This is a genomic window from Kribbella sp. CCNWLW201, from assembly GCF_037203805.1.
Classification (GTDB): domain Bacteria; phylum Actinomycetota; class Actinomycetes; order Propionibacteriales; family Kribbellaceae; genus Kribbella.
The window spans coordinates 297,145-320,866 of record NZ_JBBCBQ010000004.1 but is presented as its reverse complement, the minus strand read 5'-3'; the positions used below and the strand labels follow the sequence as shown (position 1 = coordinate 320,866).

22 protein-coding genes and 1 tRNA gene are annotated in these 23,722 nt (G+C 67.5%); 14 read left to right on the top strand and 9 right to left on the bottom strand.

Annotated elements, in window-relative coordinates; all coding sequences use genetic code 11:
• Positions 1 to 15: 15 nt before the first annotated feature.
• Complete coding sequence (locus V9K99_RS20140) at positions 16 to 1,245, top strand: lactate racemase domain-containing protein (RefSeq protein ID WP_337001318.1); 1,230 nt, start codon at positions 16 to 18, stop codon at positions 1,243 to 1,245.
• Positions 1,246 to 1,280: 35 nt separating this feature from the next.
• Positions 1,281 to 2,738, top strand: coding sequence for a flavin-containing monooxygenase (locus V9K99_RS20135; protein WP_337001316.1), 1,458 nt, complete (start codon positions 1,281 to 1,283; stop codon positions 2,736 to 2,738).
• Between the two features lie 238 nt (positions 2,739 to 2,976).
• Here the strand turns inward: V9K99_RS20135 and V9K99_RS20130 are convergent, their stop codons facing one another.
• Positions 2,977 to 4,350 (bottom strand): cystathionine beta-synthase, encoded by a 1,374-nt coding sequence (locus tag V9K99_RS20130; protein ID WP_337001314.1) that lies wholly within the window; start codon positions 4,348 to 4,350, stop codon positions 2,977 to 2,979.
• Between the two features lie 76 nt (positions 4,351 to 4,426).
• Here V9K99_RS20130 and V9K99_RS20125 point away from each other — a divergent pair, with 76 nt between their 5' ends.
• Together V9K99_RS20125 and V9K99_RS20120 are read left to right on the top strand one after the other, a co-directional pair.
• Positions 4,427 to 5,443, top strand: a complete 1,017-nt coding sequence (locus V9K99_RS20125) for an SGNH/GDSL hydrolase family protein (protein WP_337001312.1) — start codon at positions 4,427 to 4,429, stop codon at positions 5,441 to 5,443.
• Between the two features lie 124 nt (positions 5,444 to 5,567).
• A complete protein-coding gene (locus tag V9K99_RS20120; protein ID WP_337001310.1) occupies positions 5,568 to 5,798 on the top strand; it encodes a DUF4287 domain-containing protein in 231 nt (76 codons plus the stop codon).
• 78 nt (positions 5,799 to 5,876) lie between these two features.
• On the opposite strand, the gene V9K99_RS20115 is transcribed toward V9K99_RS20120, so the two are convergent.
• From V9K99_RS20115 to V9K99_RS20105, 3 genes are all read right to left on the bottom strand, one after another.
• Positions 5,877 to 7,097 (bottom strand): VOC family protein, encoded by a 1,221-nt coding sequence (locus V9K99_RS20115; protein WP_337001308.1) that lies wholly within the window; start codon positions 7,095 to 7,097, stop codon positions 5,877 to 5,879.
• A 112-nt stretch (positions 7,098 to 7,209) separates the two neighbouring features.
• The gene (locus V9K99_RS20110; protein WP_337001306.1) at positions 7,210 to 8,037 is read right to left on the bottom strand and encodes a Bax inhibitor-1/YccA family protein; all 828 of its coding nucleotides are present in this window, start codon (positions 8,035 to 8,037) and stop codon (positions 7,210 to 7,212) included.
• Between the two features lie 238 nt (positions 8,038 to 8,275).
• Positions 8,276 to 9,025, bottom strand: coding sequence for a DUF4118 domain-containing protein (locus V9K99_RS20105; protein WP_337001304.1), 750 nt, complete (start codon positions 9,023 to 9,025; stop codon positions 8,276 to 8,278).
• Positions 9,026 to 9,140: 115 nt separating this feature from the next.
• Between V9K99_RS20105 and V9K99_RS20100 the strand changes: the two genes are divergently transcribed.
• From V9K99_RS20100 to V9K99_RS20085, 4 genes are all read left to right on the top strand, one after another.
• Entirely contained in the window at positions 9,141 to 10,334 is a 1,194-nt protein-coding gene (locus V9K99_RS20100; protein WP_337001302.1) for a GNAT family N-acetyltransferase, read from the top strand.
• Positions 10,331 to 10,693, top strand: a complete 363-nt coding sequence (locus V9K99_RS20095; protein ID WP_337001300.1) for a hypothetical protein — start codon at positions 10,331 to 10,333, stop codon at positions 10,691 to 10,693. The genes V9K99_RS20100 and V9K99_RS20095 overlap by 4 nt, the downstream gene beginning before the upstream one ends.
• The gene (locus tag V9K99_RS20090) at positions 10,690 to 11,061 is read left to right on the top strand and encodes a hypothetical protein (RefSeq protein ID WP_337001298.1); all 372 of its coding nucleotides are present in this window, start codon (positions 10,690 to 10,692) and stop codon (positions 11,059 to 11,061) included. The genes V9K99_RS20095 and V9K99_RS20090 overlap by 4 nt, the downstream gene beginning before the upstream one ends.
• Before the next feature lie 96 nt (positions 11,062 to 11,157).
• On the top strand, positions 11,158 to 11,703 hold the full coding sequence (locus V9K99_RS20085) for an AAA family ATPase (RefSeq protein ID WP_337001296.1): 546 nt from the start codon (positions 11,158 to 11,160) through the stop codon (positions 11,701 to 11,703).
• Between the two features lie 123 nt (positions 11,704 to 11,826).
• On the opposite strand, the gene V9K99_RS20080 is transcribed toward V9K99_RS20085, so the two are convergent.
• Positions 11,827 to 13,107 carry an ADP-ribosylglycohydrolase family protein gene (locus tag V9K99_RS20080; protein ID WP_337001294.1) on the bottom strand — a complete coding sequence of 427 codons (1,281 nt, stop codon included), beginning with the start codon at positions 13,105 to 13,107 and terminating at the stop codon, positions 11,827 to 11,829.
• Positions 13,108 to 13,552: 445 nt separating this feature from the next.
• Here V9K99_RS20080 and qcrB point away from each other — a divergent pair, with 445 nt between their 5' ends.
• The 3 genes from qcrB to V9K99_RS20065 all read left to right on the top strand — a co-directional run bounded on the left by qcrB (position 13,553) and on the right by V9K99_RS20065 (position 16,302).
• On the top strand, positions 13,553 to 14,986 hold the full coding sequence (gene qcrB, locus V9K99_RS20075) for a cytochrome bc1 complex cytochrome b subunit (protein ID WP_337001292.1): 1,434 nt from the start codon (positions 13,553 to 13,555) through the stop codon (positions 14,984 to 14,986).
• A gap of 367 nt (positions 14,987 to 15,353) precedes the next feature.
• Positions 15,354 to 15,833, top strand: a complete 480-nt coding sequence (locus tag V9K99_RS20070; protein ID WP_337001290.1) for a hypothetical protein — start codon at positions 15,354 to 15,356, stop codon at positions 15,831 to 15,833.
• A gap of 97 nt (positions 15,834 to 15,930) precedes the next feature.
• Complete coding sequence (locus V9K99_RS20065) at positions 15,931 to 16,302, top strand: hypothetical protein (protein ID WP_337001288.1); 372 nt, start codon at positions 15,931 to 15,933, stop codon at positions 16,300 to 16,302.
• Positions 16,303 to 16,640: 338 nt separating this feature from the next.
• Here V9K99_RS20065 and V9K99_RS20060 read toward each other — a convergent pair.
• The 3 genes from V9K99_RS20060 to V9K99_RS20050 all read right to left on the bottom strand — a co-directional run bounded on the left by V9K99_RS20060 (position 16,641) and on the right by V9K99_RS20050 (position 17,947).
• Positions 16,641 to 16,724: transfer RNA gene (locus tag V9K99_RS20060), tRNA-Leu, on the bottom strand.
• Positions 16,725 to 16,895: 171 nt separating this feature from the next.
• Positions 16,896 to 17,444, bottom strand: a complete 549-nt coding sequence (gene def, locus V9K99_RS20055; RefSeq protein ID WP_337001286.1) for a peptide deformylase — start codon at positions 17,442 to 17,444, stop codon at positions 16,896 to 16,898.
• A complete protein-coding gene (locus tag V9K99_RS20050; RefSeq protein ID WP_337001284.1) occupies positions 17,441 to 17,947 on the bottom strand; it encodes a glycine cleavage system protein R in 507 nt (168 codons plus the stop codon). The genes def and V9K99_RS20050 overlap by 4 nt, the downstream gene beginning before the upstream one ends.
• Positions 17,948 to 18,051: 104 nt before the next feature.
• Between V9K99_RS20050 and V9K99_RS20045 the strand changes: the two genes are divergently transcribed.
• From V9K99_RS20045 to V9K99_RS20035, 3 genes are all read left to right on the top strand, one after another.
• Positions 18,052 to 19,176 carry a sensor histidine kinase gene (locus V9K99_RS20045; RefSeq protein ID WP_337001282.1) on the top strand — a complete coding sequence of 375 codons (1,125 nt, stop codon included), beginning with the start codon at positions 18,052 to 18,054 and terminating at the stop codon, positions 19,174 to 19,176.
• A 76-nt stretch (positions 19,177 to 19,252) separates the two neighbouring features.
• A complete protein-coding gene (locus V9K99_RS20040) occupies positions 19,253 to 19,912 on the top strand; it encodes a response regulator transcription factor (protein WP_337001280.1) in 660 nt (219 codons plus the stop codon).
• Between the two features lie 80 nt (positions 19,913 to 19,992).
• Entirely contained in the window at positions 19,993 to 22,329 is a 2,337-nt protein-coding gene (locus V9K99_RS20035; RefSeq protein WP_337001278.1) for a GH92 family glycosyl hydrolase, read from the top strand.
• Here the strand turns inward: V9K99_RS20035 and V9K99_RS20030 are convergent.
• Positions 22,326 to 23,636, bottom strand: coding sequence for an NAD(P)/FAD-dependent oxidoreductase (locus V9K99_RS20030; RefSeq protein ID WP_337001276.1), 1,311 nt, complete (start codon positions 23,634 to 23,636; stop codon positions 22,326 to 22,328). The genes V9K99_RS20035 and V9K99_RS20030 overlap by 4 nt on opposite strands.
• Between the last annotated feature and the right edge of the window lie 86 nt (positions 23,637 to 23,722).

Below are 23,722 nucleotides of genomic sequence, written 5' to 3'. Positions count from 1 at the left end.
CCTAGGGTGGTCGGTATGGATGCGGCGGTGATCGGTGGACCGGGCCAGGTGCTGACCGAGGACGAGGTGACGAGCTTCGTCGGCGACTCCCTGAGCGGTGCCGGGCTGGAGGGCCGCAGTGTCTGCGTGATCGTCCCGGACGCCACCCGCAGCTGCCCGCTCCCGCTGCTGCTGAAGGCTGTCCACCAGGCCCTCGACGGCCGGGTCAGCAAGCTGACCATCTTGGTTGCCCTAGGCACCCACGCGGAGATGACACCCGACCAGCTGCGCACCCACCTCGGCGGCGAGTACGACGGCGTGTTCAACCACGAGTGGTGGAAACCCGACACCTTCGCCGACCTCGGCACGATCCACGCGGACCGGGTCGGTGAGATCTCCGACGAGATGCTGCGCGACGAAGTACCGGTGAAACTCAACCGGGCCGTGGTCGAGCACGACGTCGCGCTGGTCGTCGGCCCGGTCTTCCCGCACGAGGTGGTCGGCTTCTCCGGCGGCAACAAGTACTTCTTCCCCGGTGTCGCCGGTCAGGAGGTCATCGACTTCTCCCACTGGCTCGGCGCCCTGATCACCAGCGCGAACGTCATCGGTACGCCGGGCATCACGCCGGTCCGGGCGTTGATCGACGAGGCCGCCGCGCTGATCCCGGCGGAGAAGCTGGCCCTGTCGGTGGTCGCCCAGTCGGGCACGAACGCCCTGCACGCGGTGGCCTTCGGCGACACGATCTCGTCCTGGCGCGCGGCTGCCGAGATCTCCGCCCAGACCCATGTCCGCTACCTCGACCACCCGGTCCGGCGGGTCGTGTCGCTGATGCCGGCCAAGTACCAGGACATCTGGACCGCGGCCAAGGGCTTCTACAAGGTCGAGCCGGTCGTCGCCGACGGCGGCGAGGTCATCCTCTACGCCCCGCACGTCACCGAGCTCGCCGCGATGCACCCGGAGATCGAGGAGATCGGCTACCACTGCCGCGACTACTTCCTCGGCCAGTGGGAGCAGTTCCGCGACCTCCACTGGGGCGTCCTCGCGCACTCCACCCACCTCCGCGGCGCCGGCACCTGGGACCCCGCGACGGGCGAGCACCTCCGCGTCCATGTCACCCTCGCGACCGGCATCCCGGAGGAAGTCGTACAGCGGGCCAACCTCGCCTATCTGGATCCGGCCGACTTCGACCTGACGGCGTACGAGAACGACCCCGACACGCTCGTCATCCCGAACGCCGGCGAGACCCTGTACCGCCTGAAGCACTAGCCCGGTGACGTGACTCGCCGGTAACCTTCGCTGCTATGACACAGGCCGAGGTCGTCATCGTCGGGTCGGGGTTCGCCGGGTTGTGCATGGGGATCAAGTTGCGGCAGGCCGGGTGCGAGAACTTCGTCATCCTGGAGAAGGCCGGTGAACTCGGCGGCACCTGGCGGGACAACACCTATCCCGGCTGCGCCTGCGACATCCCGTCGTACCTGTACTCGTTCTCGTTCGAGCAGAACCCGCACTGGACCCGGATGTTCGCGCCCTGGGACGAGATCCTTGCCTACCTCAAGCACTGTGCGGACAAGTACGGCGTCGCCGAGAAGATCCGGTACGGCGCCGAGGTCACCGAGGCCGTGTTCGACGAGGCGACCGGCCAATGGACCGTCACGGTCAACGGGTCCGAGACGATCGAGGCGCAGGCCCTGGTCGCGGGTGTCGGCAGCCTGCACCAGCCCAAGCTCCCGGACATCCCAGGCCTCGACTCCTTCGCCGGTACGACGTTCCACTCGGCCCAATGGGATCACTCAGAAGACCTGCGCGGCCGCAACGTCGCCGTGATCGGCACGGGCGCATCGGCGATCCAGTTCGTCCCGAAGATCGCTACCGACGTCGCGCACCTGGACGTGTACCAGCGGACGCCACCGTGGATCACGCCGAAGCCGGACCGCGCGATCGGCCCGCTCGAACGACGACTGCACGAGCGGTTCCCGGCCGGTCAGCGCGCGATCCGCAACGCGATCTACTGGGGACTCGAGGGCCGTGGTCTCGGCTTCGCGGGCAACCCGAAGTTGATGAAAGGCCTTGAACTACAGGCGAAACGGCACCTTCACAAGCAGGTGACCGACCCCGACCTGCGGGCCAAGCTGACCCCGGACTACCAGATCGGCTGCAAGCGGATCCTGATCTCGAACGACTACTATCCTGCGCTGGCCCGCCCGAACGTGAACGTCGTCACCACCCCGATCACCCGGGTCACCCGGACAGGCGTGGTCACCTCGGACGGGGTCGAACGGCTCTGCGACACGATCGTGCTCGGCACCGGGTTCGAGGTGTCGGCCAACCTGACCCGGATGCCGATCCTCGGCAAGGACGGCGTCGACCTGGCCGACCACTGGAAGCGCAACGGCATCGGCGCACACCTCGGCATCACCGTCGCCGGCTACCCGAACCTGTTCCTGCTGGTCGGCCCGAACACCGTGCTCGGCCACTCCTCGATGGTGTTCATGATCGAGGCCCAGGTCCGCTACGTGATGCAGGCTCTGCACCTGCTCCGGCGGCGTGGAGCGTCGTACGTCGAGGTCCGCGAGGAGGCCCAGGAACGGTTCGTCGGCGGGATCCAGGGAGAGCTCGGCGACACGGTCTGGCAGTCCGGCTGCAACAGCTGGTACCTCGACGCCCAGGGGCGGAACTCGACCATCTGGCCCGAGTTCACCGTGTCTTATTGGCGCCGTACCCGCCGCCTGGATCCGGCTGACTTCGTGCTGGTCCATTAGGGGTTTACCCGCACTCCTGAAGTAGGAGTGCGGTGCGTCCTTCGTGCGACCTTGGGATGACGGCAAGACCACTCCTCGGACCGATGTCCGGACGGCCGCGCTGAAGGATTCTTGAGGTATGGAAATCCTTCAGCTCGCCGGAGCGGCGGCCATCGTGATCGGCATCGTGGTCACGGCTCTGCTCGCCATCGTGCCCTCGGTCGTAGACCGATAAGTCTCTCCCGCGCCGCGGGGACAGTCAGTCGACGGACAGGTGGACCAGCAGGTCCTGCCGGGTCAGAACGCCCACCGGCTTGCCGTCGTCCAGCACCATCAGGGCGTCCCGATCCTCGAGCAGCTGAACCGCCTTGGTGACCGGTTCGCCGGCGCCCAGGGACGGCAGCGCCGGGTCCATGTGCTGCTCGACCATGTCGGCCAGCCGCGCCTTGCCGGAGTACAGGGCGTCCATCAACGTCCGCTCCGACACCGCGCCGGCCACCTCGGCCGCCATCACCGGCGGCTCGGCCCGGACCACGGGCATCTGCGAGACGCCGTACTCGCGCAGGATGGCGACCGCCTCGGCGATCGTCTCGTGCGGGTGGGTGTGGACCAGCGGCGGCATGCTGCCGTCCTTGCGGGCCAGGATGTCGCCGAGCGTCGTACCCTGCCGGGCCCCGGCGAGGAAGCCGTACTGCGCCAGCCAGTCGTCGTTGAACACCTTGGTCAGGTAGCCGCGGCCGCCGTCCGGCAACAGGACGACGATGACGGCTTCGGGGTCATCGAGTTCGTGCGCGAGCCGGATGGCGGCCGCGGCCGCCATTCCGGCCGAGCCGCCGACCAGCATGGCCTCCTCGCGGGCCAGCCGCCGGGTCAACGCGAACGAGTCCGCGTCCGACACCTCGATGATCCGGTCACAGATCTCCCGGTCGTACGTCTCCGGCCAGAAGTCCTCGCCGACGCCCTCGACCAGGTACGGCCGGCCGGTGCCGCCGGAGTACACCGAGCCCTCCGGGTCGGCGCCGATGATCTGCACCTTGCCGCCGGAGACCTCCTTCAGGTACTTGCCGGTGCCGGTGATCGTGCCGCCGGTGCCGACGCCCGCGACGAAATGGGTGATCTTGCCCTCGGTCTGCTCCCAGAGCTCGGGCCCGGTGGTCTCGTAGTGCGAGCGCGGGTTGTTCTGGTTGGCGTACTGGTTCGGCTTCCAGGCGCCCTCGATCTCGCGGACCAGGCGGTCGGAGACGTTGTAGTACGAGTCCGGGTGCTCCGGTGCCACGGCGGTGGGGCAGACGACGACCTCGGCGCCGTACGCCTTGAGCACGTTGCGCTTGTCCTCGCTCACCTTGTCCGGGCAGACGAAGACGCACTTGTAGCCCTTCTGCTGGGCCACCATCGCCAGCCCGACACCGGTGTTGCCGGAGGTCGGCTCGACGATCGTGCCGCCCGGCTTGAGCTCGCCGGAGGCCTCGGCCGCCTCGATCATCCGGACCGCGATCCGGTCCTTCACGGAGCCGCCGGGGTTGAAGTACTCGACCTTGGCGAGCACGAGGGGCTTGGCACCGTCGGTCGTCTTGCCCAGCTTCACGAGCGGGGTGTTGCCGACCAGGTCCAGGAGAGATTCTGCGTAGCGCACATCTTTACTGTAGTGATCTGCGCGTCGTTCCCCTATTTTCACTTGCGCGGCTGTCACAGCGTGTAATCCTGGACCTATGAGTAGAGCCCGGGCCGCGAAGCGACTGGCCCAGGCCGCAGCCTTGGGGGGCGGGGGACTCGGACTCATCGGTGCCACGTTGTACGGCGTACTGACCGCTGAGGCCGAGTATGCCAAGCGCGTGATCGGACCGATGCGTTACTACCCGACTCCGGGCGACGGCCTGTTCGGCCGGTATCCAGGACATCCGATCACGTTCGCCATCCTCGGCGACTCCAGTGCCGCCGGTTACGGCACCGAGTCACCCGAGGAGACGCCCGGCGTCCTGCTGGCGTCCGGTCTCGCCGAGTTGGCCAAGCGCCCGGTGCGCCTGATCGACGTGGCGAAGACCGGCGCGAAGTCGACCGATCTGGCCGCGCAGGTCGATGCCGCCCTGCAGGCGGGGCCGCAGGTGGCGGTCATCCTGATCGGCGTCAACGACGTGAAGGCCAAGATGCCACCGTCGACCTCGGTTCGGCTGCTCTCGGCCGCGGTCCGCAGGTTGCGGGCCGCGCACTGTGAGGTGGTGGTGGGTACCTGCCCGGACCTCGGCGTGGTCCGGCCGATCATGCCGCCACTGCGGCAGGTCGCCCGGTCCTGGTCCCACCGGCTGGCCGCCGCTCAGACCATCGCAGTGGTCGAGGCAGGCGGCCGAACTGTGTCCCTCGGGTCGCTGCTCGGCGAGGTGTTCCGGACCAACCCGACCATGTGGGGACGGGACAACTTCCACCCCTCGGCCACCGGGTACGCCGCCGCCTCCGCCGCGCTGCTCCCCTCGGTCGCGGCCGCGGTGGGGGTCGGGCCGGAGTCGTTCGTCCATCCGGAGCCGTTCCGGGGCGAGGCGATCCTGCCGATCGCGGAGGCCGCCGTACAGGCTGCCCGGACGGCCGGCACGGAGGTCGCGGCCACCGAGGTCGCCGGGCGCGAGCGCGGTCCGCGGGGTCGCTGGGCGGAGCTGCGGCATCGGCGCCGGCACCCGAAGGCCGAGGTCGAGCGGGTCGACGAGGACGTCACCGCCGTACCTGTTGGGCAATAGCGCGTCCGCTGAGCGGCGACTTTCATGCTCTGTGGTTGCATTTTGATGGAGTGAGTCTTGCCTAGCGGCGTCTGTGTGGTGCACAGTCGATAACTACGCGGTACCCCGATGACGGGAGGCGAAGATGGGCTTGAACCACTCCGAGGAGACGCACCAGCGTTTGGTGGAGAAGGTGCCCAGGTGCACCGGACGCGAGATGACCGAGTGGTTCCAGCTGATGAACGACGGACCGTCGTTCCTGCGCTTCGACGACAGAGTGAGATGGCTTTCCAGCGAGTACGCCCTCGCGCACGGGCACGCAACCGCCATCGTCCACGAGTACGACCTGGTCAAGGCGCACCGGCGAATGGGCTGACGAGCCGAACAGGAGTCTAAGAACAGAAGACCTGCCCTTTCAGGTGGAGGGGCGGGTCTTCTTGTTGTGCCCGGCTCCTCAGGGCTGAGTGATGAGGGTGAGCTCGTTGCCTTCGGGGTCGGTTAGTAGGCAACGCTCCGGAGAGCCGTCGGTGAGGATTCGGCCGCCGGCGGCGAGGGCGGCGTCAACGCGGGACCGGAGTTGGTCGTGGGGGACGGCCAGCTCGAGGTGGAGGCGGTTGCGTTGGCGGCGGCGGGCCTCGTCTGCTGGGTCGAGCGGCTGGAAGAAGAGGACCGGGTTCAGGCGGCGCGGGTCGTAGATGTCACTCAAGAACAGTCGCGGGTCATGCTGGTAGCCGAGGACGGTTGTCCAGAACGCCCGTACGGCGGCGACGTCGAGCGCGTCGAAGCCGAGTTGGACGAAGCGCAGGTGGGTGGTTTCGGCGGAGAGATCCAGGTCGCGCGCCGCGGCCTGGATCCGACCGGCCAAGTCAACGAAGTCTGGCCTGGCCGCCCCCGCCTCGTCCTCCCACTGATCCTTTCCACTATCGATCGTGACGCCGTCCGGCCGCAGATCGACCAGGACCGGCACACCAGCATCGTCGGCCAGCGTGGCGACAGCCGTGGCCAAACGGGTGGCCTGTTCCGGTGACGTGGTGGGATAGAACGTCATCGCGCCGAAGTTCGTCCGCCAGTCGGTGGTCTCCGTCGAGAGCTGACGACCCGGGACCAGGTCGATCTCGTTCCCTTCGTCATCGGCGATCGTGAGCTGATTAGCGCCGTACGCCTCCTGGCCCAGGCCGGTCTTGACCGCATCCACCGCCTCCGGTCCCCGGACGACGTCGACGTGGATCCGATTGCGGAGCGGGCGCGGATCATCCCGCCGACGGAACGAGATCGCCGGATCTCGCCGCAACGGATCCCCGAGGCTGTCGGCGCCAATCGGCTCGTAGGCGAGTACGGTCTGCCAGAAAGTCTTCACCGAAAGCGTGTCCGCGGCATCAATCGCCAAGCGCATCAGCTGCAGTCCGCCCGGATCGGCCGCCAAGCCCAGCTCCCGAGCCGCCGTCGACACCGCACGAGCGAGCACCACGTCGGCGTCCGACGCCGCGCCGATCCGCACCCGCAGTCCGCCGGCCCGCAGATCCACGTCGGGCAGACCGTCGGTCAACTCCCCCATCCGAGCGACCAGCGCGGCCCCCGCACTCTGCGACGGCGCGTCGAACCACGCCGTCGCGTCACCATCGAGGACACGCCAGTCCTCGACCCCGTCAGCTTGCTGGAACTCGGTCGTCGTCATGGCCCCACGCTAGAACGACATCCGGACGATCCCCGTCCGGATTCCTGAATTGGTGGAAATCGCCGAAGGGCCGGCCCACCTGGGCCGGCCCTTCGGGTGTCAGGTCGTGCGGTCAGTCACCGCCACGCAGGATGGCGAGGATGCGGAGCAGGTTCCAGTACAGCCAGACCAGGGTGACGGTCAGGCCGAACGCGGCCCGCCAGGCCTCGCTCTGCGGGGCGCCGTGGCGGACACCCTGCTCGATCATGTCGAAGTCGAGGATCAGGTTGAACACCGCCAGGCCGGCACCGAGTGCGGCGAACAGCAGCCCCAGCGGGCCCATGCCGCCGATCCCGGAGTTGAAGCCGAACAGGCTGGCGATGAAGTTGATCAGGATCACGCCGGCGAAGCCCATGGTGGCGATGATGACCATCTTGGTGAACCGCGGTGTCACCTTGATCGCGAAGTATTTGTACGTCGCCAGGGTCAGACCGGCCGTCACCATCGTCGCGAGCACAGCCTGCACGACGATGCCCGGGTCATCGACCCAGTTCGCGATGAACTTGCTGCCGATCCCGAGGAACACGCCCTCGGCGGCGGCGAAGACCATCACCAGCACCGGGTTCACCCGGCGGGAGAAGCTCAGCACCATCGCGAGCGCGAAGGCGAGCAACGCACCGCCCAGGAACACCGGACCGACGAGGTTGTCCGGCGTCCGCCACCACGCGAGCGCGGCGGCCAGGACGACCACACCCAGGGTCAGGCTGGTCTTGACGATGACGTCGTCCAACGTCATGGGGCGGCTGTCGGCCGGCGCGCCCTGGTACTGCTGCGGCGGCTCGCCCGGCCCGCCGTAGCCGTACTGCCCAGGCTGGCCGTACGGAGCGGCCCCCGGATATGCCTGGCCATGGCCAGGCGCGAACGCACTCGACCGGTTCAGGACCGGGTTACTGCTCTGCATTGTCATCCTCCTGGTGACCCACATCCGGGGCCGTACAGCGATACTACGGTCACACCCTTAACAACGTCTGAGAATGACTCCCCTGTTCCCCAACCGCAACCGCCCAGCCGGCAAACGGTTGCACAAACCAATCGCTTACCGATCGAACGCGGCTGGTTGCGGTGCGGCGTCGTACCTGGGTGGGCAGGTACGACGCCGGGGCCGTGGCCACCCGGGACGAGGTGCTCCCGCAGGCCAGTCAGAGGTGGGGACGCAAGGCTTCCCGGGAGGAGAGTGCGGCGCCGACCTGGTCGGCCAGGGCAACGGCGACCAGGCGCTGTTCGAGATCGGGCCGGGCGATCCGCGCCGCGGCGGTGAGCAGGAACCGGCCGCGGACCTCGCCGGCATGCTGTACGGCGAGCTCGATCTCGGTGTTCGTCGGTAGGCCGTCGCGTTCGACCTTGAGCGCCCGGCCGGCCCGGGTCACGGTGCCGTCCGCGTTCAGTACCGCGGCGGCTCCACGCTTACCTCCAGTGGTGAACTTCGCGCCGTCGATCCCCAGTACGGCGGTGAGTTCGGCGCGGACGTGGTCTATCAGCTCGTCGGTGGAGCCACCGGCCGCGACCGCCTGCGAGGTGGTGATCACGCCGTCCAGGTAGCCGCGATGCCGCGACGCGCGGGCTTGTTGCCGACGGCCCCAGATCGCGATTTCGGTGACCGCGGCACCGATCACCACCAGCAGGACGGTGGTCTCGATGTCGTCGCGGTGCCGGATGTCGAACGAGTTGTACGGCACGGTCAGGAAGAAGTCGAACCACAACGCGCTCGACACCGCCGCCAGGATGCCGGCCGGCCGCACCCCGCAGGCGGCGATCGCAACGATCACCACCACCAGCAGGAGCGCGAGATTGGCGTTGTCGAAGGTGTCCCGGAACGGGATCAGCAGCGCACACACGGCCGGGGGCGCAAACACAGCCGCCGCCAGCACCGGATTGCGGTAACTCTCCACATCCCTATTCACCCTCGCCGATCCGCACCGATCAACGTTTCTCACAGACGTCTATCAGCGGATCCCCCGGAAAACCCGTGGAGGATCACGGGTCGGCTGCGTAGGTTGGCCAGTCATGGCAGCGCCGTACCGGATCCGCCCGGCCACCGCCGATGACGTCGGCTTCCTCACCGACGTGTCCATTGCCGCGACCCGTCTGCCGGCCGACTTCGACGAGGTGGAGTGGCGGGCCGGGTTCGCCGAATGGACGATCGAGACGCTCGCGGACACCTCCGTCATCGAGCTGTACGGCGAACGCGTCGGCCGACTGCGGATCAGCCGCACCCCGGAATCCGTGGAACTGTGCGGTATCCAGCTCCTCCCGGAGGTGCAGAACCGCGGCATCGGTACGGCGATCATCACCGATCTCCAGGTCGAGGCGGCGACGAACGCCGTACCACTCGATCTCGGGGTGGAGAAGACCAACACCAACGCCCGCCGACTGTACGAACGCCTGGGATTCCGGAAGGTCGGCGAATCGGGCGACGAGGACAAGCTGCGCTGGACCGATCGAAAGGTGGCTGACGTGCAGGACAACCTCTGGGGCGCGGACATCGCGCGGCGGTACGACACACCTGGCACCGGGATGTTCGCACCCGAGGTGCTGGGGCCGACCGTGGACCGGCTGGCCGCGCTTGCGGGTGACGGCCGGGCGCTCGAGTTCGCGATCGGCACCGGTCGGGTCGCCGTACCGCTGTCCGAACGGGTACCGGTGAGCGGCATCGAGCTGTCCACGGCGATGGTCGATCAGCTACGCGCAAAGGCCGACGAGGAGACGATCCCGGTCGTCATCGGAGACATGGCCACCACCCGCGTTCCCGGTGAGTTCTCCCTCGTCTACCTGGTTTTCAATACGATCTCCAACCTGCTGACGCAAGCCGAGCAGGTCGAGTGCTTCCGCAACGCGGCTCGCCACCTCTCCCCCGGCGGTAGCTTCGTGATCGAACTCTGGGTCCCCGAACTCCGCCGCCTCCCACCCGGCCTCCCGGCCACCGTCGGTATCGCCGAACCCGGGTACATCCTCATGGACACGTACGACGTCCTGAACCAGCACGTCGTCTCCCACCACTTCCACTTCCCCGAAGCCGTCAGCGGAAGCGCCCAGGCCGAACTCGCGCGCACCCCGCACCGCTACATCTGGCCATCGGAACTGGACCTGATGGCCCAACTAGCCGGCTTCACCCTCGAATCCCGCCACGCCGACTGGACGGGTTCCGACTTCACCGCCGACTCCCCCTCGCACGTCTCGGTCTACCGCCTAGCCCCATGATGCTCCGGTCCGAAGAGGCGATCGCGGCAGCCTTCGGCCTCGATCGTCCGGTCGACTCGTTGAAGCCCGTGCAACACACGAGTTTCAAGACGTGGAGGCTGCGAACAGAGTCGGCTGACTTTCTGGTCAAGCAGCTCTGGGGCATGGACGACCCAGCCTGGCAGCCGAGGATCGCGGATGCCATGACGCTGGAGGCTGATGCCTTGGCTCGTGGCCTGCCGATCGCACGCCCGGTGACCCCGGTCAGGCCGGCCTTCGGATATGCGGCTCGTATCAACGAGCTGGGCACTCTGCGCGTGCACGACTGGGTCGAGTGGATTCGGGCTGGACAGCAACGCGGGTTCAGGGCCCGATCTTGATTGATTGGGAGAGCGTGGCTTGCGAGAGCGCGACGCTGGAGATCGGCCGCACCGCACTGACCTTCGGCGGCGAGCAGATCGAACAGATCAGCCGCATCCTCCAGGCGTACGTCGACAGCGGCGGCCAGCTCGCCGCAACCGGCGAAAACCTCTTCCTACGCAGCGATTCCCTGAAGCTGTGCCACATAGCCGAGCGAATCGGCGTAATGCTCGACGGCGACACACCCCCCGGCTGGATGAACGGCGAGGACCTCGACACAACAACAACCGACGACCTCACCGCCCTACCCGCAATGGTCAACCGCCTGAACCAACTCGCACGGCCTGCGCGGTCTGACCCGCGCTCGACGCGCCTCGCAGCAAGCTAGGCTTCACCGAGGTAGACCGATTCGAAAGTACGGCGCCAACCAGTGGTGCGGCCTGTGGACCTCGGTCCCGCCGTCCGCTTGAAGAGTTGGGGAGCGATGTTCCTGCTTCAGATGTCGGGCGTTCCAGGTTCCGGGAAGTCCACCATCGCCGCCCACGTCGTCGATACATTTGGTGCGGTTGCCGTCGACTACGACGTCATCAAGACCGCGCTTCTCGACGCGGGCGTCGACCTCGCCGGTAGCGCCAAACCGGCGTACGAGGTCATGTACGCGCTGGCGCGTCACGCGCTCGCCCAAGGCCATGACGTGATCATGGACAGCCCGTGTTTCTGGCCAAGGATCCTGACCGAAGGCATGGAAATCGCCAGGCAGCACGACGCGACCTACAGATACATCGAGTGCCAGATCCATGACCTGAAGCTCCTCGACGAGAGGCTCGCTCGCCGACCGCGCCTGAGAACCCACCGCCGCGGCGTCAACTATCCACCAGTAGACCTCGGCGACGACCTGGTAGACGGCGAGGCCTTCTTCCGCGACGGGATGACCCGCATCCAACGCCCCTCGGACAACTACCTCCAGCTAGACATGCACCGCCCCCTGCCCGAACTCCTTCCGAAGGTCAACGCGTACCTGAAGCCATAGGGACTCGCGGGTCCGATGTGTGCCGTTGAGGCGGTTGGGTTCCGGCAACGGTCAACTGCCGGCGGACCGAGTGTCCGTGGGGTATGCGGATGGGATTGCCACCGATCGGGCCGATGCCGGGACTCAATCCAGGTTGCCGGCTGGAGCGTCGGTGTCTCGAATGTCGCGGCGGACGAGCGCGTATCGGCGAGGGGGTCCAGTGGGCTCTGCCAGGGTTAGCACTGTCGCCTCGCCGTCGAGTGCGTCTGTGCCCCGGCCAACCCGCGCGGTCATGACCAGCGGCTCGGATTGCCAGTGCTCCTTGACCTTTGCTGGTTGGCCGTTCTCGCGGTACAGGTACCGGACGAAGCGGATTCGGATGCCCCCGGTCGGCTCGTGCTCCCACGTGAAGCGCTGCGTTTCCGTGGCGAGCGCATTGGCGTGTTCGAACCAGCCAACACCTCCGTCCAGGAAGGCGACTCGATTCCCCTCCATTCCTCCCAGGTAGAGGGAATCGTCGCTCCACAGGCCGAGCAGGGACGGGCCGCCCGCACCGGCCACCACGACTGGGGACAGGTGAGACAGCAATCGGGCGTCGAGCTGCGACAGGTAACCCCGGCCGTATGGCCCGTTCTCCAAGTCGCGTCGCAGTACGCGAGGTAGATCGGGAGTCATCTCGGGCGAGCGCGACGCCGCGGCGAGCGCCACGGTGGCGACGGTATCGACATCGCCGGTAAAGGCTACGCAGGTCCGTAGAACCTCGCTCAGGCTGCTGCTCGTCGTCATCGCGGTCAGGGCAGCCCGAACACTCATCCAGCCCCGCGGACCTACCTTGCCGCGCCAAGGCCGTGCCCAGCCGCCGCGACCACCACTCGGCACCAATTCCCGGTCGACCCAACGCCCCACCTCCGACACCGGCCCCAGCTCGAAGTGGCAATAGTGCACAGCCAGCGCGGCGGCCTGCGCGGCCTCGATGCCGGCCGACGTATCGTGCGTGACACGCGCCTGTACGGCGGCATAGCACAGTACGTCGGACACATCCGGCAGCAGCCCTAACGGCCCTGCCCGCATGGCCGCCCCGCTCTTGTCGCTGTCCGGCTTGATCCGGGACAGCAACTCCTCGCCATCACGAACCGCGCGCAGCAGCTGATAGAAGCGGCCGGCGTATCCCTCGCGCTGGTCCCGGTGGAAGACCCGTACGAACTGCTCGGCGATCCGCTCAACCGTCCACGGCCCATCAGAAATCAGCAATTCGGCGATGGCGATCGTCATTTGCGTGTCGTCGGTGTACGCGCCAGGCCGAATACCCGAGTGGGTTGGATGCTGAACGTACCCCGCCAAGGTGTTGTGCGCGGTCACGAATTCCGGATCTGCATACTCGAACCCGGCGCCATAGGCATCACCCACAGCCAACTCAACGAGCATCGCACCCTCCCCAGTCGCTCAGCACCATGACCATGATGGCCCAGGCCGATGCTTGCCCGTGACTGGATTACCGGCTGTGCCGCACGCCGCGGACCATAGCTGCCCTGCCCAGGCCGCGCCGGCGTCCAGAGGCGGGCCTGACATGGCGATCCCGACCAGCTCGCCGTCGCGCTCCGCGACAGCCACGCGGTTCTCGCGATGGCCGCCTCCTGCCAGCACCGCACATTCACGAGCGCCACCTGCGCGACGTCCTCGACCCGAGCCGGGCGAACCGTCAGCGAAGAACCCACCGCCGAATCGTAGGTCGCCAACCACCGCACCGGTCGATCCAGCGGTGACGCGCGCGTGACGTGCGACACGGGACGTCACAGACGCGAGGGGTGCGGAGTCGTATGTATGACCGCGGATTGCGGCCGGCGTGGAGGAGGACCAAGGAGGTCGAGGCATGCACCGCCCATGGAGCAACCTGCGAAAGAGGGTATTCCCCGACCACTGGTCGCTGCTGTTCGGCCAGATCGCGTTCTACAGCTTCGTCATGATCGTGCTCACCGGCGTAGTCCTGACGGCGTACTACGAACCATCGGTCGAGCACGTTGTGTACGACGGACCGTACGCACCGCTGCAGGGCGTAGAGATGTCCCGGGCACTGGATTCGACCATGGCGATCACCTTCGAGGTCCGCGGTGGGCTGCTGATCCGCCAGGTTCATCACTGGTCCACGCTGATCATGGTGGCGGCGATCACGCTCCACTTGTTGCGGCTGTTCTTCACCGCCGGGTTCCGTCGGCCACGGCGCCTGAACTGGCTCGTTGTCTTCGGCCTGCTCGTCGTCATGCTGGCCGCGAGCCTGACCGGCACCTCGCTCCCGGACGACATGGCGTCCGGCATGAGCCTCGCCGTACTCGACGGTGTCCTGCAGGCGACTCCGCTCATCGGCTCTGACCTCTCGGCCCTGCTGTTCGGGGGACACTTTCCGGGCGACGTGATCTCGTGGTTCTACCCGCTGCACATCGTCGTCCTGCCCGCCGTACTAGTCGCTCTCTTCGTTGCCAGCGCAGTACTCGCGCTCCGGCACAAGCCCGCGCAGCCCGCAGGCCCCGGACGAACGGAAGACAACGTGGTGGGACGCCCGGCATCTGTGGCCGCGGTCAAGGGCGCCGGCCTGTTCTGCATCGTCGCGGGGGTTGCGATCTTCATGGGCGCGACGGCGACCATCAACCCGGTGTGGCTGTACGGTCCCGCGGATCCGGCGAACGCCTCGGCCGGTGTCGGCCCAGCGTGGTATCTCGCCTTCCTCGACGGCTCCCTTCGGCTGGCGCCAGGCTGGGAGTTCGTCTTGTGGGGCAAGACTTTCACCGTCGCCGTACTGCTGCCAGTCGCGATCTGCACGCTGTTCCTTGCGCTCGTCGCCGCCTACCCGTTCATCGAGGAGCGACTGACCGGCGACCACAGGCAGCACCACCTCCTCGAGCGCCCACGCACCAACCCGACCCGAACCGGCATCGGCGTCGCCGGCATGACCTTCTACGGCGTCCTCTGGGCCGCAGCCGGCGCCGACACCATGGCTGTGCTGTTCCACCTATCGGTCAACGCACTCCTGCACGTTTTCCAGGCCCTCCTGATCCTGGGCCCACCCGCCGCATTCCTGATCACCCGCCGCATCTGCCTCGGCCTGCAACAACAGGACACACAGATCGCGCAGCACGGCATCGAAACCGGCCAACTACTCCGCCTCCCAAACGGCGGCTACACCGAGCACCACCGCCCAGTCACCCCATACCGCCGCTGGCGACTCATGGGTTCATCCCCGGAGCCCCGCGCCCTGACCGCACAGACAACGAGAGACCCCGACCCCGAAAGCGCAGAACAACAGGCATGAGCGTAGCCACGATGGAGCGGATGCGTAGCACGCATGGGCTTGCCGGGTGGCGGGACGGGATTCGAACCCGTATGCCTTTCGGCCGCGAGGTTGAAGTTCGACCAGCCTGTGTCCAGCGAGGTTCGTCACGGTCCGCACCGCGCTCGCACCTGGTTGTTGTATCCCCGAGGAACATGCGCGGATCAGGGTGAACTGCAACTACTGGTGCAACTACGATCACGCGCTGACTACTTGACCCCAAGGGGCGTCGGTCAGCTCGTCGGGAGTCGCCGGCGTCGCCCCGGATCAGCCCTGGTTCCCTCGGCCTGGCGCGAGTAACGTCACAATCGCCCGGCGCACAGAGCTCCATCTCAAAGGGGGGCATGGAATGCTTCGTCGCCTGCTACTGATGGTCGGCCTGCTGATCGCGGGCTTGTTGTTCACCGGAGCGCCGGCGTTCGGCGCGCCACCGGTCACCGAGACCACCACCCAGAAGAACCTCGTCGAAACCTTCGTCGATGTGATTCCCGATCCCATCTGCTCGGAGGAAGGACCGCTCTACACCATCACCACCACTACCAACTTGATCGAGCACACGACCACCTTCGATGACGGCCGCGTGCACGCAACCTTCACCCAGACCGGCACCTTCGTCGCGGTGCCGCTCGAGGATCCGACTCTGCCGAGCTACACCGGCAAGGTCACGATCTGGGGAGGCTTCAACGCCAACGGGGCGACCGTGAACGGAACGTTCACGTTCAACCTCCACGCCACCGGCTCGGACGGGTCGACGATCCGCACCAACCAAGTTGATCACTTCAACGCCCGGCCCGACGGCACGGTCAACGAGTTCTTCCACTGCCACTAGGCCCTCCTGGGGAACTCACCCCCGCCAGCTCCCGCGCCGGGCGCTGGCGGTGGGCATGACGAAAGAGATGCGACAGTTATGGAAGGGAGGCAGTGTCATGCGCAAGATGCTCATTGCGGGCGTCGTGTCGACGATCACCCTTATTGGGACAGCAGTGCCGGCGGCTGCGCAACCGCAGCAAAGGTCCCCCGAGGAGTGGGTCTGCGATGGCGAGGACACGCTGATCGTCACCGCTGGCCGCAATGGCTGGATCGATGACACCAAATACCACGCCGTGACATTCTCCATTGAGGGCACCTTCACGCCGACTGGTGGAACACCCGAACCGTTCAGCGAGTCCAAGACCTGGGCCGGGGGCAAGGACGCCAACAGCCCTGACCTCATCACCTGCACCTCAGACGTCTCCGAAACCGACGAGACTGGGACCTTCGAAGCACACTTCGAGGTCACGGCAGTCCCGCTCGGCTGAGCTCAGAGGTCGCGCGGAGCAGTCAGAGTGAGGCCACTCCAGATCCTCAACTGGCGAGCAACAATTGACGGTTACGTTCAAGGCTCGGCCCACCGCATCGCCCCGATAGCTGCCGACCTCAGGTTCGGACCGGTGGGGGTCTGGTCGAGCTTGCTCGATCGCGGGCGGTAGCCCGGAAGACGCGGGCGATAGCCCGACCGCCGGCGATAGCCGGAAGGGATGCACCGGCGACAGCCGAGGGGTGGGTGGGAGCGGGCGTAGCGGGCGCGATGAGGAGCGGAGCGACGTGGGAGCGGAGCGACGAGGGAGCGACTGCGTAGCAGGCGTGGGGCTTTGCCTGGTGCCCGGGACGGGATTCGAACCCGTATGCCTTTCGGCCGCGAGGTTTAAGCTCGCTGCGTCTGCCGTTCCGCCACCCGGGCCGTGCGGCACGCACTGACCTTACAAGCTACGAGATCGGACGGGCACACTCCGCATCCGGGTCGCCCCCGACCACCCCGCCGTCGATTGAGCGAGCAGCGCGAGCGCGAGAAGGGCGGGTGGGGCTGGAGCGCTCGGAGCAGGCTGCGAGGGCAGACTACTTCGAGGGGGATCTACTTGTAGACCTTGCGGGGGTAGATGGCGTGGGCGCCGGCTACCCGGTCGAGGAAGAGTTTGCCGTTGCAGTGGTCGATCTCGTGCTGGAGGGCCCGGGCCTCGAACGCGTCGGTGGTGATGGTCACCTGGTCCGTCGTACCGGGGAGGATGCCGGTGACCGTCAGGCGGGTGGCGCGTTTCACGTCGCCGGTGAAGTCAGGGACTGACATGCAGCCCTCGCGACCCTTCTCCTGCCGCGAAGCCTCGACCACGACCGCGTTGCAGAGCACGAAGACCCCGTGACAGGTCCGCGTCTTCGGGTGTTCGGTCACGTCGAGCGAGAACATCTGGGCCGCCACTCCCACCTGCGGCGCCGCCAGCCCGACGCAGCCGGGTGACACGCGCATCGTCGCGACCAGGTCCGCGGCGAGCTGGATCATCGCCGGGTCGAGCGGGTCGACGGTCGCGCCCTCGGTGGCGAGCACGGGGTGCGGTGCGCGGAGTACCTCCAGTACGGCGCCTTCGACGCCCAAGTCAGAGGGGGACCAGCCGGTAATCACGGTCACAGCTCGTCGCTCTCCGCCGGGCGCAGGGTGACGCCGACGCCGAGCTCCTCGGCGGTGATCTCCAGCGCGCGGTTGAGCATTTCGAGCTCAGCGGTCAGCGGCAGCTCGACCTCCGCGGTCAGCACGTACAGCTCGCCGCTCAGCCGCGTGGTGAGGTCGGTGATCGTCCCGCCCGCGGTCGCGATCATCCGGGTCACGGCGGCCACGATCCCCGGCCGGTCGGCGCCGTGCACGCTGAGGATGTACGACGGCCCGATCGGTGCGTGCTCGTGTTCGGGTCCGACCTTACGGACCGTGATCACCAGTTCGCCCCGCAGCGGCTCGACCGCGGCCTTGACCTCCTCGAAGGGTCCGGAGCAGACGATCATCATCGCGAAGTGACCGCGCAGCAGCGTCATGGTGGAGTCCTCGAGGTTGACTCCGGTGCCGGCCAGGGCCTCGGTGACGTCCGCGATGATGCCCGGGCGGTCCGGGCCGATGACGGTGACTGCGAGCTGACTCATGCCCGGAAACCTACCGTCCGACCTAAGTAGCCGATGAAACGACTTCGGTATCCGGACAACCGTGAAGCCCCCGGAGAGCGCTTACGCACCGCTACATTCAGGACATGACCGGGTCCGAACGCCGTCCTCGCCGCAGCGCGCGCGACTGGATCGTGGATTCGCTCGTCTTCGTCGTCGCGGTGTTCTCCGGCTTCATCCTGTACGAGGACGGCCGCAAGGACCCGGTGAGCCCGGACCTGCTCGCCTTCGACTTCTACTTCGGGATGGCGCTCTGCCTGAGCCTGTGGTTCCGGCGGCGCTGGCCGGTCCAGCTCGCGCTGGCCTCGGCGGTGGTGGGCACTTTCTCGGACAGCGCCGGTGGAGCCGGGCTGATCCTGATCCTCACGGTCGCCATCCACTGCCGGCTGCGTACCACCCTGCTCGTCTTCCTGGTGAACGCGGTGAGCCTGACGATCTACGTGCAGGTCAGGCACAAACCGGAGACCGAAGCCCTCATCGTGGCGGCGGTGGCGATCTACATCGCAGTCGCCGGCTGGGGTCTGTACATCCGCTCCCGCCGCCAACTCCTCCAGACCCTCCGCGACCGGGCCGAGCGAGCCGAGATCGTCGCCAAGCTCCAAGCGGAGCAGGCCCAACTGAGAGCCCGCGAGGAGATCGCTCGCGAGATGCACGACGTACTCGGTCATCGCCTTTCCCTGCTCAGCGTGCACGCCGGCGCGCTCGCGTACCGTCCGGACGCGTCCACCGAGGAGGTCGCCGGGGCGGCCGAAATCATCCGGGCCAGTGCGCACCAGGCCTTGCAGGATCTTCGCGAGGTGATCGGCGTACTGCGGGCGCCCGTCGGAGAGCTCCCGCAGCCGACGTTCGCCGACCTGCCCATCCTCGTCGAAGGGTCGCGAGAGGCCGGCCTCCCGGTCGAGCTGATCCTCGACGCCCCTGGCGCGTTGCCGGAGCACGTCGGACGTACGGCGTACCGGATCGTCCAAGAGGGACTGACCAACGCACTCAAGCACGCGCCCGGCGAACCGGTCCGGATCAGCGTGACCGGTGCCCCCGGCAACGGTTTGTCAGTCGAGGTGCGCAACCCCGCACCCAACCGACGCCGAGGCGATGGGAAAGGTCTGCTGGGACTCGGCGAACGCGCCGCGCTTGTCGACGGCCGGCTGGAACACGGCCGGACACCCGAGGGTGAGTTCCGGCTCTTCGCTTGGCTACCGTGGCCTGCATGAGCGAGCGGAGCGAGGTCATCGTCAAGTACAGCCCATCTTGTGCCTCATCCGCGCCCGGAGCGAAGCGAGGACGTGGATGAGTGTTCGGGTTCTGATCGTCGACGACGATCCGTTGCTGCGTGCCGGGCTGAAGCTGATGCTCGGTGGCGCGCCGGACATCCGGGTGGTCGGCGAGGCGGGCGACGGCAGCGGCGTGCCGGGCCTGATCGAGCGGCTCGCGCCGGACGTCGTACTGATGGACATCCGGATGCCCGGCACCGACGGCCTGACCGCGACGGAGACGGTACGGCGACGTCCGGGCGCGCCCGAGGTCGTCATCCTGACCACGTTCGACGCCGACGAGCACGTACTGCGTGCACTCCGCGCCGGCGCGGCCGGGTTCATCCTCAAGGACACCCCGCCCGCAGAAATCGTTGATTCGGTACGACGGGTGGCCGCCGGACAATCCGTCCTCTCGCCCGCCGTGACCAAGCGGCTGATCACCCGGGTCGCGGCATCCGGCGACGACCAGCGCAAGACCAAGGCGCACGAACGGCTGGCGCAGCTGAACGATCGCGAACGCGAGATCGCCGTCGCGGTCGGCGAGGGCAAGTCGAACGCCGAGATCAGCGCGACCCTCTACCTGAGCGTGCCGACGGTGAAGACGCATGTGTCCCGCATCCTCACCAAACTCGACCTGAACAACCGCGTCCAGATCGCCCTCCTCGTCCACGACGCCGGCCTGCTGCACGACTAACCGACATCCCTGAATCACCCGTTGGCCACTTTGGCGTTCTAACGTTGCAGCCGTCCGTCCGCCCCACGGGAGGTTCGCCCATGCGCTGGCTCGCCGCCGGTCTCACCGTCGTTCTGCTGCTCCCCGCCGTACCGGCCGAAGCCTCACTGGATCCAGCGGCGTACGTCGATCCACTGATCGGATCCGCGCGGGACGGGAACACCTGGCCGGGCGCGGTGCGGCCGTTCGGGATGATCTCGTGGAGCCCGACCAGCACCCGCGGGGACCAGACCAGCACCGGCGCGGCGAACGGATACCAGTACGACGTGACGCGGGTGCGCGGATTCAGCCTGACCCACGTCAACGGCGCCGGATGCAACCCGGGTGCGGCAGGCGACGTACCGATCATGCCGTACGTCGGAACCGTCGACTCCTCGCCGACAGCAGACACCACCGACGCCAAGTACGCGAGCAACTTCAGCCACGCCGACGAGGTCGCGAAGCCCGGTCGCTACACGGTGACGCTGGCGTCCGGCGTGAAGACCGACCTCGCCGTGACCACCCGCGCCGGTGTCGGCGAATTCACCTTCCCCGCCGACCAGGCCGCGAACCTTCTCTTCCGTACGTCGAACTCGCTGAACGGCAGCGAGGACGCCGAGATCTCGATCGACCCGGCCGGCCGCAAGGTGACCGGATCGGTGCTGACCGGCGCGTTCTGCGGCCGGCGCGCGAACGGCGGGACCAACAACCGCATGTCGTACTACCGGTTGTACTTCACCGCATCCTTCGACCAGCCGATCGTTGCCAATGGCACCTGGAAGGACGGCGGACTTGCTCCGGGTAACATCCACACGACCGGCGGCGAGGGCTACGCGACCGGCGCGGACCGGGCCGGTCGTGGGTCCGGCGGTTACGTGACCTTCACGCCCGGCGCGAAGGTCCGGATGCGGATCGGCATCTCCTACGTCAGCCTGGCCGGCGCCGAGCAGAACCTGCGGACCGAGGTCTGGCCGCAGACGACCGTCGATCGGGTCGCGGCCGATGGTTATCGCGAATGGCGGCGCGAATTGGAGAACGTTCGCATCACCGGCGGCACCGACACACAGCGGACGACCTTCTACACCGCGCTCTACCACGCGATGCTGCAGCCGAACGTCTTCAATGACGTGGACGGCCGCTACCTCGGCAGCGACCGGCAGATCCATCGGCTCGCGCCGGGACAACGCGCGCAGTACGGCACCTTCTCTGGCTGGGACCAGTACCGCGCCCACATCCAGCTGCTCGCCCTCTTGAAGCCGGAGATCGCGGGTGACTTCGCCCAGTCGATGTACCAGTTCGCCCAGCAGAACAAGGGAATCTGGGACCGCTGGCTGCACAACAACGGGCCCACGCACGTGATGACCGGCGATCCGGCCGCGCCGACGCTGGCGACGTTCGCGGCGATGGGAGTCCGCAACTTCGATGCCCGCGGCGCCTATGACTCATTGGTGCACCAGGCAACAGTGCAGAACGCCGAAGCGGAGAACGACGGTGGTTGCCCCGGTCAATGCACCGGGCAACGACCTGCCTTGAACACCTATCTGGCCAAGCAGTACGCACCACAGGACGCCTGCCACTGCTGGGGCGGCGCCGCGGAAACGCTCGAGAACTCGCTCGCCGACTTCTCCCTGGCCCAGTGGGGTACCCGGCTCGGCGCCGACGTACAGGCACTTCGCGACCGCGGAGATTGGTGGAAGAACACCTACGACCCGGCCGTCGGCTACCAACGAGCCCGGAAGGCCGACGGCACCTGGCAGCCCGGCTTCACCCCGTCCACCGACGTCGGGTTCGCTCAGGGCTCCAGTGCGACGTACACCTGGATGGTCCCGCAGGACGTCTCCGGGCTGGCGTCGATGATGAACGGCTCGGCGGTCCAGCGCCTCGACGGGTTCTTCCACGACGAGAACGGCAACTGGGCCGTCAAGGGCGGCAGCGCACTCCGCTACGACCCGACCAACGAGCCCGGACTGCACACACCTTGGCTCTACAACGGGCTCGGCGTCGCCTGGAAGACCCAGGCGACAACGCGAGAGATTGTCGACACCGTGTACGGCGTGGGTCCGGCAGGTCTGCCCGGGAACGACGATCTGGGCACGTTGTCCGCGTGGTACGTGTTCGCCGCGATCGGCCTGTTCCCACAGACCCCGGGACGCGCGGAGTTGCTCGTCGGCAGCCCACTGTTCCCGCGAGTCGAGGTACGGCGGAGCAACGGCGTACGACTGACCGTCGAAGCGCCGGCAACGTCAGACACCAACCAGTACGTGCAATCCCTGGCCCTGAACGGTCGCGACCGCACCGAGTCCTGGCTGCCGGAGTCATTCATCACGCACGGCGGCAAGATCGTCGTACGACTAGGAGCGGCGCCCACTGATTGGGGCACCGCTCCTGTCGATCACTAGGACTGCGTTGCGCGGCGGAACTCCTCGTTCGGCATCTGGAGGCTGCCGAGGCTGGTGACCTCGCGACGGAAGAACAGCGCGAGGGTCCAGTCGAGGATGACGCGGGCCTTGCGGTTGACGGTGGGGACGCGGGACACGTGGTACGTCCGGTGCAGGAACCAGGCCGGCCAGCCCTTGACCTTCACGCCGTACAGCTGGGCGACGCCCTTGTGCAGGCCGAGGCTCGCGACCGAGCCGACGTACTTGTGCTTGTAGTCCTCCGGCGCCTTGCCGTCGACGACGAGCAGGATGTTCTCGGCCAGCCGGCGCGCCTGCCGGACCGCGTGCTGCGCGTTCGGGGCGCAGTACACCCCAGGCTCTTCGCTGGTCAGGTCCGGTACGGCGGCGTTGTCGCCGGCCGACCACGCGTCGGTGACACCCTCGATCCGCAGGTTCGCCAGGCACTTGACCCGGCCGCGCTCGTCCAGCGGGAAGTCGGTCGCCGCGAGCGCCGGGTTCGCCTTCACGCCGGCGGTCCAGACGATCGTGTCGGCGTCGAACTCCTCGCCGTCGCTGAGGATCACGCGACCCTTCTCGCAGGACTCCAGCCGGGTCTCCAGCTTGATGTCCATGTTGCGCTTGCGCAGCTGGTCGACCGTGTACTTGCCGAGCTCCTCGCCGACCTCCGGCAGGATCCGGCCGGTCGCCTCGACCAGCACCCAGCGCATGTCGTCCGGGCTGATGTTGTCGTAGTACCGGGTGGCGTAGCGGGCCATGTCCTCCAGCTCGGCGAACGCCTCGACACCGGCGTACCCACCACCGACGAAGACGAAGGTCAGCGCAGACTTGCGCAGCGCCGGGTCGGGCTGCGACGACGCCACGTCCAGCCGGTCCAGCACCTTGTTGCGCAGCGCGATCGCTTCCTCGACGTTCTTGAACCCGGTCGCCTCCTCGGCCAGACCGGGGATCGGCAGCGTCCGGGCGATCGAGCCGAGCGCGACCACGACCTGGTCGTAGGCCAGCTCGTACTCCGGGCCCTCCTCGGGCAGCACCTTGGCGACCTTGTTCTCGTGGTCGATCCCGGTCACCCGGCCGGTCACCACCCGGCAGCCCTTGAGGGTCTTGCGCAGCGGCACCACCACGTGCCGCGGTTCCACCGAGCCGGCCGCCGCCTCGGGCAGGAACGGCTGGTACGTCATCACCGACCGCGGGTCGACGACGGTCACCCGGATCTTGCCTTTCCGGGCCGCGCGGCGCAGTCCGTACGCGGTGTACATCCCGACGTAACCGCCTCCGACAACGAGGATGTGCGGCACCTGGGCTGTCATGCGTTCACTCTCCCTGAGTGGTTCTCCGACTTCATGTCGACTTCAGGTTACTGCATTCGTGAAAACTTTCACAAACCCTCTCGCGA

What these genes read in the sequence shown, in the direction of transcription:
- V9K99_RS20040 (WP_337001280.1), top strand. Translation starts at nt 19,253, where the DNA reads ATGAGTGTTCGGGTTCTGATCGTCGACGACGATCCGTTGCTGCGTGCC.
- V9K99_RS20045 (WP_337001282.1), top strand. Translation starts at nt 18,052, where the DNA reads ATGACCGGGTCCGAACGCCGTCCTCGCCGCAGCGCGCGCGACTGGATC.
- V9K99_RS20030 (WP_337001276.1), bottom strand. Translation starts at nt 23,636, where the DNA reads ATGACAGCCCAGGTGCCGCACATCCTCGTTGTCGGAGGCGGTTACGTC.
- V9K99_RS20115 (WP_337001308.1), bottom strand. Translation starts at nt 7,097, where the DNA reads ATGACGACGACCGAGTTCCAGCAAGCTGACGGGGTCGAGGACTGGCGT.
- V9K99_RS20135 (WP_337001316.1), top strand. Translation starts at nt 1,281, where the DNA reads ATGACACAGGCCGAGGTCGTCATCGTCGGGTCGGGGTTCGCCGGGTTG.
- V9K99_RS20085 (WP_337001296.1), top strand. Translation starts at nt 11,158, where the DNA reads ATGTTCCTGCTTCAGATGTCGGGCGTTCCAGGTTCCGGGAAGTCCACC.
- V9K99_RS20125 (WP_337001312.1), top strand. Translation starts at nt 4,427, where the DNA reads ATGAGTAGAGCCCGGGCCGCGAAGCGACTGGCCCAGGCCGCAGCCTTG.
- V9K99_RS20100 (WP_337001302.1), top strand. Translation starts at nt 9,141, where the DNA reads ATGGCAGCGCCGTACCGGATCCGCCCGGCCACCGCCGATGACGTCGGC.
- V9K99_RS20070 (WP_337001290.1), top strand. Translation starts at nt 15,354, where the DNA reads ATGCTTCGTCGCCTGCTACTGATGGTCGGCCTGCTGATCGCGGGCTTG.
- qcrB (WP_337001292.1), top strand. Translation starts at nt 13,553, where the DNA reads ATGCACCGCCCATGGAGCAACCTGCGAAAGAGGGTATTCCCCGACCAC.
- V9K99_RS20065 (WP_337001288.1), top strand. Translation starts at nt 15,931, where the DNA reads ATGCGCAAGATGCTCATTGCGGGCGTCGTGTCGACGATCACCCTTATT.
- V9K99_RS20120 (WP_337001310.1), top strand. Translation starts at nt 5,568, where the DNA reads ATGGGCTTGAACCACTCCGAGGAGACGCACCAGCGTTTGGTGGAGAAG.
- V9K99_RS20110 (WP_337001306.1), bottom strand. Translation starts at nt 8,037, where the DNA reads ATGCAGAGCAGTAACCCGGTCCTGAACCGGTCGAGTGCGTTCGCGCCT.
- V9K99_RS20140 (WP_337001318.1), top strand. Translation starts at nt 16, where the DNA reads ATGGATGCGGCGGTGATCGGTGGACCGGGCCAGGTGCTGACCGAGGAC.
- V9K99_RS20035 (WP_337001278.1), top strand. Translation starts at nt 19,993, where the DNA reads ATGCGCTGGCTCGCCGCCGGTCTCACCGTCGTTCTGCTGCTCCCCGCC.
- V9K99_RS20080 (WP_337001294.1), bottom strand. Translation starts at nt 13,107, where the DNA reads ATGCTCGTTGAGTTGGCTGTGGGTGATGCCTATGGCGCCGGGTTCGAG.
- V9K99_RS20050 (WP_337001284.1), bottom strand. Translation starts at nt 17,947, where the DNA reads ATGAGTCAGCTCGCAGTCACCGTCATCGGCCCGGACCGCCCGGGCATC.
- V9K99_RS20095 (WP_337001300.1), top strand. Translation starts at nt 10,331, where the DNA reads ATGATGCTCCGGTCCGAAGAGGCGATCGCGGCAGCCTTCGGCCTCGAT.